The following is a 12,984-nucleotide window of genomic DNA, read 5'->3' on the forward strand; positions in this document are numbered from 1 at the left end:
CGACGCCCAACGCGCGTCTCCGCCTGCCGGCGATTACACCGGCAGGAAAACCGCCACGCACAGACCGCCTTCGCGCCGGTTCTGCAGCGAGATGCGGCCGCCGTGTGCCTCGACGATCTCGCGCGTGAGCGCCAGGCCCAGGCCGGTGCCGTTGCGCTTGGTCGAGTAGAACGGCATCAGCGCGTTCTGCAGCACCGCCTCGTTCATGCCCTTGCCGCGGTCCAGGACTTCCAGCCGCACCCACTGCGGCAGGCGGGTCAGCCGCAGCTCGACATCATCGTTGGGCGGTTCGGCTTCGCTGCAGGCTTCGTGCGCGTTCTTGAGCAGGTTGAGCAGCGCCTGGCCCAACTGGGCGATGTCCACCCGGCTGTGCAGATCGTCGGCAATGGCCTCCATGCGGAACGGAATCTGGTGTTGTAGGCTGGTCAGGAACTGCAGCCACTGCACGTTCTGCAACTGCGGTTGCGGCAGCTTGGCGAAGCGTGCGTAGCCCCGGATGAACCCCTCCAGATGCCGGGCGCGCTCTTCGATGGTGGCGAACACTTCTTCCAGCCGTTCGGTCTTGCCACGCCGGACCAGTTCGCCGCCGGAGTGCGCCAACGAGGCGATCGGTGCCAGCGAGTTGTTGAGCTCGTGGCTGATGACGCGGATCACCTTCTTCCAGGTCTGCACTTCCTGCCGGCGCAGCTCGGCGGTGAGCAGGCGGATCAGCAGAAGATCGTGCGGACGGCCGTTGAGATGGAAGTTGCGCCGCGACAGGTGATAGACCTGCTCGTCGTCCTCGTCGCCTTCCTCTTCGCGGACCGCAAACAGGCTGTCGCCGCCACGCTGGATGGCGTCGCGCAGTTCCACCGGCATGGTCTCCAGCACGTCCTGCATGCGCTGGCCTTCCAGTTTCCAGCCGTGGTGCAGCAGCTTGCGTGCGGCCAGGTTGGAGAACACCACGCGCTGCACGCCGTCGCCGCCATTGGCCAGCAGCAGCATCGATACGGGGGTGTTCTGCACCATCGTGTCCAGCAGCAGCTCGCGCTGGACCAGGCCCTGGCGCTGCTCACGCAGCACGTCGCCCAGGTCGCGGTGCGCCTGCACCAGGTCCCCCAGCTCGTCGTTGCCGGGCCAGTACACGCTGAAGTTGTACTCGCCGTCGCGGTAGCTGCTGGTGGTGCCGGACAGCGCGCGCAGCAGCGAACGCACCGGTGCGGTCGCGCGGCGCAGGCTCCACCACATCAGCGACAACAGCACCACGATGGAAATCGCGGTGACCGCCCAGCCGTGGTCCAGCCAGAACGCCAGGTACCACGGGAATGCGGCAGCCAGGGCAAGCACCGGCAGCAGGCGCAGGAACAGCCGTAAGGTGAATGAGCGCCGCTTCATTCGCGCGGGATGCCGTAACGGTCCATGCGCCGGTACAGCGCCTGGCGGCTGAGCCCGAGTTCGGCAGCGGTCTGGGCGATGATGCCGTGGTTGTGGGCCAATGCCGCTTCGATCCGGCTGCGATCCGGATCCACCGTTGGACTGGCGGCGCGGGGCGCTGCGGCGCGTGGCAGATTGAGATCACCCACCTCGATACGTGGGCCCATTGCCAGCAGGCCGGCGCGTTGCAGCACGTTGCGCAGCTCACGCACGTTGCCCGGCCAGCCGTGCCGCTGCAGCGCGGTGGCTGCCGCCGTGGACAACGGCTTGCCACTGTCCAGGAAACGCTCGGCCAGGGGCAGGATGTCGCCGGGCCGCTCGGCCAACGGCGGCAGCGCCAGCTCGACGGTATTGAGGCGGTAGTACAGATCCTCGCGGAACTGGCCGTCGCGGATCATGGCCGGCAGGTCGGCGTTGGTGGCGCTGATCACACGCACCTTGACCTGGCGTTCGCGGTTGGAGCCCAGTCGCTCGAAGCGCCCGGTCTCAAGCACGCGCAGCAGCTTCATCTGCCCGCCCAGTGACAGGTTGCCGATCTCGTCCAGGAACAACGTGCCGCCGTCGGCGGCCTCGAACTTGCCTTCACGCGCTTTGTTGGCGCCGGTGTAGGCACCCGCTTCGGCACCGAACAGTTCGGCCTCGATCAGCTCGGACGGAATCGCGCCGCAGTTGAGCGCGACGAACGGGCCCTTGGCGACCAGCGAATTGGCCTGGATGATCTCGGCAATCTTCTCTTTGCCGGCGCCGTTCGGGCCGGTGATCAGCACCGGCAGTGCCGAGCGGGCCACCTGGCAGGCCAGATTGACCACGCGCTCGCTGGCCGGGTCGGCTACCACCGCTCCGCGCAGGTCATAACGGGCTTCCAGCGCCGAGCGGTCGCGCAGTTCACGCTCGCGGCGGCGGTCCAGCTCGCGCCGGGTCTCGGACAGCTCCAGCAGATTGTTGACCGTGGTCAGCAGCTTGCGGTCGTCCCACGGCTTGGCCAGGTAGTCGGCCGCGCCGGCCTTGACCAGGTCCACCGCACTGCTGAGGTGCGTCCAGGCAGTGAGCAGGATCACCGGCAGATCCGGATGGCGGGCGCGTATCTGCTCGAACAGCGCTTCGCCTTCCTCACCGGAGGTGGTGTCCTCGGTGAAGTTCATGTCCTGGATCACCAGGTCGACCGGCTGCTGTTCCAGCAGGGCCAACCCGGCCTCGGGCGACAGCGCATGCAGCGCATCGATGTCGTGCAGGGAGAACAGCACCTCCAGCGCGGTGCCGACGCTGGCGTTGTCGTCAATGATCAGAATCGAAGGCATGCGTCATCGGGGGCCGGTAAGTGGGATCAAGAGTACCGGAGCGCCGGGCCAACGTGCAGACGGCCCGGCGCGGGCCACCTCAGCCGCGCGGGCTGGGCGGCGGAGGCGGTGCCGGCGGTGCCGGCGCATCGACAGGCACCACGTTGCGCCACGCGGCGGTATTGACCTCCACGGTGGCCTCGCTGCCGCGGCGCAGCACCGTCACCGGCAACCGGGTGCGGCTGCTGCGGGCCAGCACCTCGCTCACATCGTCGATCCGCCGCACCGGCCTGCCGTCCACACGCAGAATCCGGTCGCCGCTGCGGACGCCGAAGTAGCCATCCGGTTCGGTGGTGGTGACGCGCACGATGCCGTTGCTGGCATCCACCACCAGATGGTGGTCGGTATCGCGCCACTCCAGGCGCGCGGTCTCGGTCTGGGCGGCGGCCACCGCCGGGGCGCTGGCCAGCAGAAGGCTCAGCAGCAGGGGCGCGATTCGGGTCTGGCGCATCTCAGGCACTCCGGGTGGCAACGGCAGGGGGAACGGCGGCGGCGCGGCGTGCCGGGCCGAAGACGGCGATCTGGCCCAGCAGCCACAGCAGCACCGCGCCGATCGGCAGGTAGCTGAGGGGCATGCGCGGCAGCTCGTAGTTGTTCATCAGGTACAGATTGATCGTGTAGGCCATCAGCATGCCGAGCACGATGCCCACCGTGGCCAGCAGGAAGTTCTCCGTCTGGAAGTAGCGCAGGATCTGGCTGCGGGTCGCGCCCAGGGCACGACGGATGCCGATCTGCTTGGTGCGCTGCTGCACCCAGAAGCTGGCCAGACCGACGATGCCCAGGGCGGTCACCACCAGCAGCGCGACGCACACGGTGATGAGCAGGCCCACCATCGCACGGTCGTTGGCGAAATACTTTTCGCGCTGCTCCTGATAGGTGACCTTGGCCCGCACCAGTCGGCTCGAATCGACCCGTTCCAGTGCGGCGACGGCAGCCTTGATCACTTCGTCGCGTCGTGCCGGGTCGGTGACGCGGATCAGGTAGAAGCCCATGTCGTAGGACATGCGCACCGGCAGCAGCATCGAGTCATGCGTATCGCCGTTGACCCGGGTCGGGCGGCCCAGCTCCTTGACCACGCCGGTAACGCGCAGCGGGGAGCGGCCGCTGTAGATCGTCTTGCCGAGCGCATCGCCATCCGGATACAGCTTGTCGGCGGCAGACTTGGTCAGAATCACCGAGCTGCCCGTGGTTTCTGTGGTCGGATCGCTGACCACGTCCTGGTACTCGCGATACTCGCCGGGCTGGAAATCGGTGCCGGCGATCAGTTCCAGGCCGAGCGTGTCGACCGTCCCTTCCCGGGCAAAGTACTGCGACGCGTTGAGCGTGGGGCGCTCCTGGTCGGGAACGCGCGACAGGCTGGTGTTCCAGGAGTTGTTCCGGAACGGCAGCTGGTTGATGGCCACTACGCTCTTGACGCCCGGCACGCTCTGCAGCGCGGCCAGGTCTTCGCGGGTACGCGCCTCGACGTTGACCTGCTTGCCGATGCCGCCGAGGCGCACTTCCACCAGTTCATCCTCGGCGATGCCGCTGGGTTGGTTGATGGTCTCGATGCGTTGCCCGATCAGGAACAGCGCGTTGCAGACAATCGCGCAGGTCAGCGCGATCTCCAGCACGATCAGGGCGGCGGCGGTCTTGTGCCGGCGCAGTGTGGTGAGAATGGGGCGGATATCCATCATGTGCTCCGGATCCTTACTGCGTTTTGAGTTGGATGGCGGGGGCGACCTGCATGGCGCGCAGCGCAGGCAGGAAGCCGGCCAGCAGGCTGGCCACCAGGGTCAGCGCGAAGGTCAGCAGCAGCATCTGTCCATCCAGCGTGGCCAGCTTGGCGTACTCCACCGGCTGCTGGCGTACCGCATACAGGCCGAGCGCGGCCAGCCCGAGGCCGAGCACACCGCCGGCCAGGCCAACCGTGCCGGCTTCGACCAGCGACTGCAGGAAGATCTGCGCGCGGCTGGCACCCAGAGCACGGCGCACGCCGATCTCGCCGCTGCGACGCAGGAACTTGGCCAGCAGCAGGCCGACGGTATTGATCAGGCAGACCAGCAGGAAGCCCATCGCAAGCCAAAGCTGCAGCCGCACATCGCTGGGGACCACCTGATTGTAGTCCAGCCATTCCATGACGTTGCGCAGGCGGACGTTCGGCGGGCGCTGGAAGCGACCGGCGGCCTTCTGCTGCGCGGAATAGTTGTTCAGGTAGGCCCGGTAGTCATCGGCATCACCGGCCGAGGGCAGCTCGACCCAGTACTGCAGCCACGTGCACGGCGCATTGATCCCGGTCTCATCGCCATTGGAGTTGCCCCAGCAGTTCATGTTGCCGTTGCGACCGAGCTTGAGATCCATCGCCGTGGAGAACGGCAGATAGACGTCTTCGCTGCCGCCATACCGGCCGGTCTCCAGATCGTAGAAATGCGGGTTCGGATTCCATTCGTCGAGCACGCCGACCACGGTGAAGGCCGTGGCATCCATGCGGATGGTCCTGCCGATGCTGTCGGCCCCGTCGAACAGCTTCTGGTTGAGCGTGCGGGAAATCACCGCCACGCGGCCACGGCCCTCATCCTCATTGGCCGACCATGCGCGGCCATACAGGAAGGGCGTGTCAAACATCGCAAAGAAGTCGTTGGAGGTGTAGCGCGCATCGGTATCGAAGGGACGCAGCGCGGCCTTGTCCGGTTCGATCGTGACCCCGCCGCCGGTCATCACCGCCTGGTGCTTGGCCTGGCGTTCGCGCAGCAGTGCTTCGGCATCGAAGCGCGTCATCTGGTCTTCGGGCTCTTCGCCGGGCTGGTAGCCCAGCATCGTCCGCGGATCGACCTGCACCGAGAACAGGCGGTCGCTCTTGTGCGGAATCGGGTCGCCGGACAGGACATGGAACACCGTCAACGTGGTCATCGAGGCGCCGATGCCGAGCGCGATGGCGAGCACCATGAGCGCGGTCAGCACGCGGTTGCGCCGGAAGCTGCGCAGTGCCAGTCGGAAGTAGTAGGCGAGCATGGTGGCCTCAGTCGTTGGCGGTAGCGACGGCGACGCGCGGGGTGGCCAGCACCGGATCGCGCAGCAGATCGGTGGCCTGGCCGTCCACGATGTGCACGTTGCGCTGCGCGCGCGCGGCCAGCTCGGGGTCGTGGGTCACCATGACGATGGTGGTGCCGGCTGCATTGATCTCTTCCAGCAGCTCCATCACGCCGCGTGCCATCTGGCTGTCGAGGTTGCCGGTCGGTTCGTCGGCCAGCAGCAGGCGGGGGCTGCCGGCCAGCGCGCGCGCGATGGCCGCACGCTGCTGCTGGCCGCCGGACAGTTCGGCCGGGTAGTGCTTCATGCGCGAGCCCAGACCCACCTGCGTCAGGGCATGCTCGATGCGCTGCCTGCGCTCGGCGGCCGGCATGCCGCGGTAGCGCAGCGGCACGTCCACGTTGTCGAACAGGTTGAGGTCGGAGATCAGGTTGAAGCCCTGGAAGATGAAGCCGATCTTCTGGTTGCGCAGGCGGCTGCGCGCGTCATCGCCCAGCGTGCTCACGTCCTGGCCGTCGAGCAGGTAGGTGCCGCTGGTGAAGGTCTCCAGCAGGCCGGCGATGTTGAGGAACGTGGTCTTGCCCGACCCAGAGGGCCCGGTCACGGCGACAAACTCGCCTTCGCGGACGTGCAGGTCCAGCGACCGCAGGGCATGGGTTTCCACCTGTTCGGTGCGGAACACTTTGGCGACCGAGCGCATCTCGAGCATGACTGTTTTCCTTTGCGGTTCGTTGAGGGTGGCGTGTGTTGGGGAATCAGTTGATGGAGACCTTTTCGGCATCGCCGAACAGATCGCTGCCGGACACCACGACGCGATCGCCGGGCTGCAGGCCAGAGAGGACTTCCACTTCACCCAGGCTGCTCACACCGAGCTTGACCGGGCGGCGGACGGCGGTGCTGCCGTCCATGACGTAGGCATTGCCGTTGCCCTGTTCGACGAACGGGCCGCGTTCCACCTTGACCACGTTGCGGCGGGTATCGAGCATCACCCGCGCCTGCATCCGCTGGCTCTGGCGCAGGCCCTGCGGCTGCTTGTCGGAGAAACGGATGCGGGCGTTGACTTCGCCGGCCACCACCTCCGGCGACACCGCGCTGATCTCGCCCGGGAACGGCTGGCCGTTGCCGCTGGTCAGCTGCGCCGGGATGCCGATCGCCAGGTCGCGGGCGAAGCTCTCCGGCACCTTGATCTCGATCTCGAAGCGCGACAGGTCGACCACGCCCAGGATCGGGGCATTGGCAATCACATTGGTGTGCTGGGTCGCCTGGACCTGGCCGACCTGGCCATCGAACGGTGCGCGCAGGGTCAGGGCATCGACCTGCCGCTGGACTTCGGCCACCACCGCCTTCTGGCGTTCGGCCAGCAGGTGCTTGTTGCGGGCGTCGAGGTCGGCGCCCTGGCTCTGCAGGCGCGCATCGGTCTGCGCGTTGGCCAGCTGGATGTCGGCCTTCTTGAGGCTGTCGTTGGCCTTGGCCAGGTCGATCTGCGGCACCGCGCCGCCGTCAAAACCGCGCTGGTAGCGCTGCAGGTCGCGGTCGGCGGCCTGGCGCTCGATGGCGGCCTGGTCGGTTTCCTTGCGCGCCTTGGCGCGGGCCAGGGTGGCGTCGAGCGTGGCGCGGCTGGCTTCGGCTTCCAGGCCGGCCAGCGTGGCCTGTTCCTGGGCCAGTTTGCTGCGCAGTTCGGGGCTGTCGATCACGGCCAGTTCCTGGCCCTTCCTGACCACGTCGCCGGCGACCACCTTCAGATTCACCGTACCGGCCGAGATCGCGTACAGCACCGGGCTGTTGGCGGCGATCACACGGCCGTCGGCGGCGATGTCACGGACCAGGTCGCCGCGCTTGACCTCGGCGATGCGCACCCGCGCGCTGTCGAAGGAGCGGCTGGCACCCAGCCAGGCCCGTGCGGCAAAGCCGATGGCCAGCAGCACCACCAGTGCGGCCAGCCCCGGCCACAGCCAGCGCTTCCAGGGGGCAGGGGTGCCGGCAACGGAGAGAGTCTGGTCCTGGGCGGAAGTGTCGCGGATCATCGGGCTCGTTCGCGGTTGGGTTGCCCAAGAGAGAGCAGACTCCGTGCCAACTTTTAACCCAATAAAAACAATGGCTTGAAATTCTGGTCGGGCTGTCCGCCTGTCCGCGGACACCGGCGCGGACACTTTCGTTAAGCGGACAGCGGCGTGGCGGACACGGACGCCACGCTAGAATGCGAAGCTCAACGGCAGGGATCAGAATCATATGTGCGGCATTGTGGGAGCGATCGCCAATCGCGACGTGGTACCGGTACTCATCGAGGGACTGAAGCGGCTGGAGTACCGCGGCTACGATTCCTCCGGCATTGCCGTCATCGACGGTCGTGGCGCCCAGCCGGACGTACGCCGCGTGCGCCGCACCGGGCGCGTGGCGGAGATGGAGAAGGCCGCAGCCAGCGAGGGCTTCGATGCCATGCTGGGCATCGGCCACACCCGGTGGGCCACGCACGGCGGGGTGACCGAAGCCAACGCGCATCCGCACATCAGCCACGGGGTGGCGCTGGTCCACAACGGCATCATCGAAAATCATGAAGCACAGCGCGAGAAACTGATCGCGCTGGGCTACACCTTCGAGTCGCAGACCGATACCGAAGTCATCGCGCACCTGATGCACCATCACCTCAAGGACGGCGACACCCTGCTGTCGGCGTTGCAGCGCACGGTCAAGGAACTGACCGGTGCCTACGCGCTGGCGGTGATGAGCCGCGCCGAGCCGGAGCACTTCGTATGTGCACGCATGGGCTGCCCGCTGCTGGTTGGCCTGGGGGAGGACGAGAACTTCGTCGCCTCCGACGTGTCGGCGGTCATCTCGGCCACGCGCCGGGTGATCTTCCTGGAAGAAGGTGACACCGCCGATATCCGCCGCGATGGCGTGCAGGTGTACGACGACCGCGACCAGCCGGTCGTGCGCGAGGTGCACCTGTCGGATGTGTCGCTGGCCTCGCTGGAGCTCGGCCCGTACCGTCACTTCATGCAGAAGGAAATCCACGAGCAGCCGCGTGCATTGGGCGACACCATCGAGGCGGCGATCGACGCCGGTGGTTTCCCGGCCGAGCTGTTCGGCAAGAACGCCGAGGCCGTGCTGTCGGGCATCGAAGGCGTGCAGATCATCGCCTGCGGCACCAGCTACTACGCCGGCCTGACGGCGCGCTACTGGATCGAGGCCATCTCCGGCCTGCCGTGCAGCGTGGAGATCGCCAGTGAGTACCGTTACCGCGCCGCGTACGCCAATCCCAAGCACCTGATCGTCACCATTTCCCAGTCCGGCGAAACGCTGGACACGATGGAGGCGCTCAAGTACGCCAAGTCGCTGGGGCACCTGCATACGCTGTCGATCTGCAACGTGCCGGAAAGCGCGATTCCGCGTGCCAGCGAACTGGTCTGCTATACCCGCGCCGGCGCCGAGATCGGCGTGGCCTCGACCAAGGCCTTCACCACCCAGTTGGCGGCGCTGTTCCAGCTGACCGTGGTGCTGGGCAAGCTGCACGGTCGCGTGGATGCCGCGCAGGAAGCGGACTACCTCGAACAGCTGCGTTTCCTGCCGGGCAGCGTGCAGCATGCGTTGAACCTGGAGCCGCAGATCGCGGCCTGGGCCGAGCGCTTCGCGCGCAAGCCCAATGCGCTGTTCCTGGGCCGTGGCCTGCACTATCCGATCGCGCTCGAAGGCGCGCTCAAGCTCAAGGAAATCTCCTACATCCACGCCGAGGCCTATCCGGCGGGCGAGCTCAAGCACGGGCCGCTGGCGCTGGTGGACGAAGACATGCCGGTGGTGGTGATCGCGCCGAACGACAGCCTGCTGGAGAAGGTCAAATCCAACATGCAGGAAGTGCGCGCCCGCGGTGGCGAGTTGTTCGTGTTCGCCGACCAGGACAGCAACTTCGTCGAGTCCGAAGGCGTGCACGTGATCCGCACGCCGCGCCATGCCGGTGTGCTCAGCCCGATCGTGCATACCCTGCCGGTGCAGTTGCTGGCGTACCACACCGCGCTGGCGCGCGGCACCGACGTGGACAAGCCGCGCAATCTGGCCAAGAGCGTGACGGTGGAATAAGCGGTCGACTGTGGTGGCCCGCCGACGACGCGCCTCAGCGGCGCAGCCACTGCTCGCCGTCGCGCGGCGGCGCCGCCAGCAGCTGCGTCGCCTGATCGTCGGCCAGTACCCGGGACTGCAGGAACGCGGTGCCGAGGGCGCGGGCACGAAGCACCTGGGTGCCGTCCTGTGCGCCGATCAGATTGTGGTCGCCGCCTGACAGCACCAGCGCGGTCTTGTCGCCCGCCGGTGCGGTCTGCACCGGATACAGGTGATCCACCGGATCGGTGACGAAGCCCGGCACCCGGTCCTGGTCGCCGGTGATCAGCAGCAGTGGCACCGCCAGTGTGGCATAGGCATCCGGGCCGATCAGGCCCGGAATACGGCCCGGCGAGGAGTAGCCCAGCACCGCCACCACGGTGGGATCGCGCAGGGGGCCAAGGTCGGCGAGCGCGCCCCCGAGTATCGCCGAAATCAACGTCCCCAGGCTGTGGCCGGCAGCCACCACCGGCACCTGCGGCCAGCGCGCCGCGGCATAGGCGCTGGCCGCATGCATGTCCACGAGGCGTTCGCTGAAGCCCTGCTGCAGGGAGAACTGCGCCCGGTCCGGGTGCCTGACCGAATCGACGTGCAGCGGTGCCACCACGGCAAAGCCTGCGTCCGACCAGGATTGCAGCAACGCGTCATAGCGTGCCGGCCATGCGCCGTGGCCGCTGGAGAACAGCACCACGCCGCGGACCTCTGCCGGGACCCAGACATCCATCGTGGTGGCGCGCTCGGCGGACACCTGCAACGGCAGTGTGGCGGAAGGAGCCGCCGAGGCGCTGGCCAGGCACGTCAGTGACAGCAGGGCGGCGATCAGGCCGCGGAAGAACAGGGAGCGGGTCATGCCGGGCATCCATCTGAAGAAGACAGCGCCACTGTAGAAAGCGGGCCCAACCGGGGCAGGTGCCGGCGGTCACCGGATCGACATGCCGGAAGTCACTTTGCCCGCCGGCCCACCCATCCCCCCGGTCGCGGTGAGGTGAACTTTAGCGGTGGCCGACGATGGCATTCAGCGACGGTTTTCCCGGCGGTGCCATTCTCGGGTCGTCAGTCGTTTTCAGCGACGAACTGTCCCGGATATGCAAACTCCCGGGCCAACGTGCGGCCGTAGAATCGAATGACCGAGGACCGGGCGCACACGCCGCCTCCCTCGCTGCAACCAGGCGCATCTCTCGACTTCAGTAACCTGCAACAGGAAACAAGAATGAACGTCCGCGAACTCCTGCAGTCCAAGAAACAGACCATCGTCACCATCGACGTGGACGACACCATCGGTGCCGCCGCACACAAGATGAGCGCGCACAAGATCGCCGCCCTGGTGGTGATGAAGGACGATGCACCGGTAAGGATCATTTCCGAGAAGGACATCGTGCGCTGCCTGGCCGATGACGGCCCGCAGGCGGGGCGCCGGGTCATCGCGACGTTGCCGTCGGCAGGTCTGGAAGGCATCGCGCCGGATGCAACGCTGAAGCAGGCGATGGCGTTGATGACCTACTCGCGGCACCGCCATCTGATGGTGACCGAAGACGCCAGGCTGGTCGGCATCCTGAGCCTGGGCGACATCGTCAAGAACCTGCTCAGCGAACTGGAGCTGGAGAAGGCGGTGCTGCAGGACATCTACATGGCGGCGCACTGACGCCAGCGGGCAGCCACGCGGGAAGGTGCCGACCGCTGGCCGGCATCGCTCCGGGCGCGTCACCGGGCGGGATGGTCGTCGACCAACCCTTGCAGGTCCTCCAGCAACAGTCGATAGGCCGCCTCCCGCGCCTCTCCCTCGCCCTGTCGCAGTACCCACGCCGGGTGCACCGTGGCGAAGGCGCGCGTGCCATCGTCCAATGAATGCCAGCGGCCGCGGTGCTTCTTCAGTGTGAAGCCGGCACCGAATACGGCGCTTGCCGCGGTCGCGCCCAGGCACACGATCACCTGGGGGCGGACGTTCTCGATCTCGCCCATCAGCCAGTCGCGGCAGGCGGTGATGTGCGTGACCTGCGGAGGGGTGTGGATGCGCCGCTTGCCGCGCCGCTCGAAACGGAAATGCTTGACCGCGTTGGTCAGGTACAGCGTGCGGCGGTCGATGCCCACCTCGCGCAGCGCGCGGTCGAGCAGCTGACCGGCCGGCCCCACGAACGGATGCCCGCTCAGGTCTTCGGCGTCCCCCGGCTGCTCGCCCACCAGCATGATCCGGGCGTCCGCGGGGCCCTGGCCGAACACGGTCCGGGTGGCCGGCTCCCATAGCGGGCAGCGTCGACAATGCGTGGCCGCCTCGCGCAGCCCCTCCAGGCCGGTTGGCGCGGAGGGTGCCGTCGGGGCCCGCTGCGGGATGCGGCGTGTCGGCGCCTGCGCCTGGCGGTCATGCATTTCCTGCACCCGGTCGCCGGCGTCGCGCACCAGGCCGGGCAGCAGCGCCGCTTCGGGCAGATGCTTCCAGTACCGCGCCGGCATCTCCTGCTGCATCATCCGCGTGTTGAGCCGGGCCGGGTTGAAGATGTTGGCGTAGTAGGTGCGCCACAGCGCTTCGCGCGCATCCTCGCGCGGTGCATCCTGCTGCCGTGCGCCGGGGCCGAAGGCGAGTACGTGGCCATCCCACTGCACGCTGCGTGCCGGGGTCAGGATCGCCCAGCGCATACCGGCGAAGCGTCGCGCGAAAAACGGCGCAACGCGGTCCACGATGTGGTGCTCCGGTTCGAACCAGGCAATGAACGCATTGTCTTCGCCCGGCACTTCGCGAAAGCGCACGAAGGCCTTCATCTTGTGGCTGTCGCGGCGCACCGCCTGGGCCAGCGCCATCGCGCGGAGCACATCCGGGTCGGCCGGGTTGGTGAGCAGCCCGCGCTCGCCGTGCACGATGCGCCACAGCATGCGGTACAGCAGCGGGAGCCGCTGCGGGTCGCGGTGGCACAGGCAGGTGGACGCCAGGTCGACGAACGCCTGCGGCACGGCAATGGCGGCGCTGTCGGCGGCCGGCGCGGGCAGGCTGGCCACCGCCGGCGCATCCAGCAGCGAGGCCTCGCCGGCCTCCAGCCAGTCGAGCTGTGCCGGTGCAACGCGGTGCTGCAGTGCCCGCCGCGCGGTGTCGCGCCAGGCCGGCAGCGACCACACCGGATCCACCCGCGCACTCCAGCGCGTCATC

At 67.7% G+C, this 12,984-nt stretch carries 11 protein-coding genes; 2 read left to right on the forward strand and 9 right to left on the reverse strand.

Features of this window, described 5'->3' with window-relative positions:
* Positions 1 to 33: 33 nt before the first annotated feature.
* The 7 genes from OC534_RS00265 to OC534_RS00295 form a co-directional block, all read right to left on the reverse strand.
* Positions 34 to 1,374 carry a HAMP domain-containing sensor histidine kinase gene (locus tag OC534_RS00265; RefSeq protein WP_017354874.1) on the reverse strand — a complete coding sequence of 447 codons (1,341 nt, stop codon included), beginning with the start codon at positions 1,372 to 1,374 and terminating at the stop codon, positions 34 to 36.
* Entirely contained in the window at positions 1,371 to 2,711 is a 1,341-nt protein-coding gene (locus OC534_RS00270; RefSeq protein ID WP_017354873.1) for a sigma-54 dependent transcriptional regulator, read from the reverse strand. The genes OC534_RS00265 and OC534_RS00270 overlap by 4 nt, the downstream gene beginning before the upstream one ends.
* A 79-nt stretch (positions 2,712 to 2,790) precedes the next feature.
* Positions 2,791 to 3,201 (reverse strand): PDZ domain-containing protein, encoded by a 411-nt coding sequence (locus OC534_RS00275; protein ID WP_153164809.1) that lies wholly within the window; start codon positions 3,199 to 3,201, stop codon positions 2,791 to 2,793.
* Between the two features lies 1 nt (position 3,202).
* Positions 3,203 to 4,423, reverse strand: coding sequence for an FtsX-like permease family protein (locus OC534_RS00280; protein WP_026070580.1), 1,221 nt, complete (start codon positions 4,421 to 4,423; stop codon positions 3,203 to 3,205).
* 16 nt (positions 4,424 to 4,439) lie between these two features.
* Entirely contained in the window at positions 4,440 to 5,741 is a 1,302-nt protein-coding gene (locus tag OC534_RS00285) for an ABC transporter permease (RefSeq protein ID WP_262071185.1), read from the reverse strand.
* Between the two features lie 7 nt (positions 5,742 to 5,748).
* On the reverse strand, positions 5,749 to 6,468 hold the full coding sequence (locus tag OC534_RS00290; RefSeq protein WP_017354869.1) for an ABC transporter ATP-binding protein: 720 nt from the start codon (positions 6,466 to 6,468) through the stop codon (positions 5,749 to 5,751).
* Between the two features lie 46 nt (positions 6,469 to 6,514).
* The gene (locus OC534_RS00295) at positions 6,515 to 7,783 is read right to left on the reverse strand and encodes an efflux RND transporter periplasmic adaptor subunit (RefSeq protein WP_262071186.1); all 1,269 of its coding nucleotides are present in this window, start codon (positions 7,781 to 7,783) and stop codon (positions 6,515 to 6,517) included.
* Positions 7,784 to 7,988: 205 nt separating this feature from the next.
* Here OC534_RS00295 and glmS point away from each other — a divergent pair, with 205 nt between their 5' ends.
* Positions 7,989 to 9,830, forward strand: coding sequence for a glutamine--fructose-6-phosphate transaminase (isomerizing) (glmS, locus tag OC534_RS00300; RefSeq protein WP_136005223.1), 1,842 nt, complete (start codon positions 7,989 to 7,991; stop codon positions 9,828 to 9,830).
* Positions 9,831 to 9,864: 34 nt separating this feature from the next.
* On the opposite strand, the gene OC534_RS00305 is transcribed toward glmS, so the two are convergent.
* A complete protein-coding gene (locus tag OC534_RS00305; RefSeq protein WP_166473468.1) occupies positions 9,865 to 10,698 on the reverse strand; it encodes an alpha/beta hydrolase in 834 nt (277 codons plus the stop codon).
* Positions 10,699 to 11,058: 360 nt separating this feature from the next.
* Here OC534_RS00305 and OC534_RS00310 point away from each other — a divergent pair, with 360 nt between their 5' ends.
* Positions 11,059 to 11,490: a CBS domain-containing protein gene (locus OC534_RS00310; protein ID WP_017354865.1), complete on the forward strand. Its 432-nt coding sequence runs from the start codon at positions 11,059 to 11,061 to the stop codon at positions 11,488 to 11,490.
* A gap of 59 nt (positions 11,491 to 11,549) precedes the next feature.
* Here OC534_RS00310 and OC534_RS00315 read toward each other — a convergent pair whose 3' ends face one another.
* Positions 11,550 to 12,983, reverse strand: a complete 1,434-nt coding sequence (locus tag OC534_RS00315) for a UdgX family uracil-DNA binding protein (protein ID WP_166473467.1) — start codon at positions 12,981 to 12,983, stop codon at positions 11,550 to 11,552.
* Between the last annotated feature and the right edge of the window lies 1 nt (position 12,984).

The sequence above is a fragment of the Stenotrophomonas sp. Marseille-Q5258 genome, from assembly GCF_946900935.1.
GTDB lineage: Bacteria > Pseudomonadota > Gammaproteobacteria > Xanthomonadales > Xanthomonadaceae > Stenotrophomonas > Stenotrophomonas nematodicola.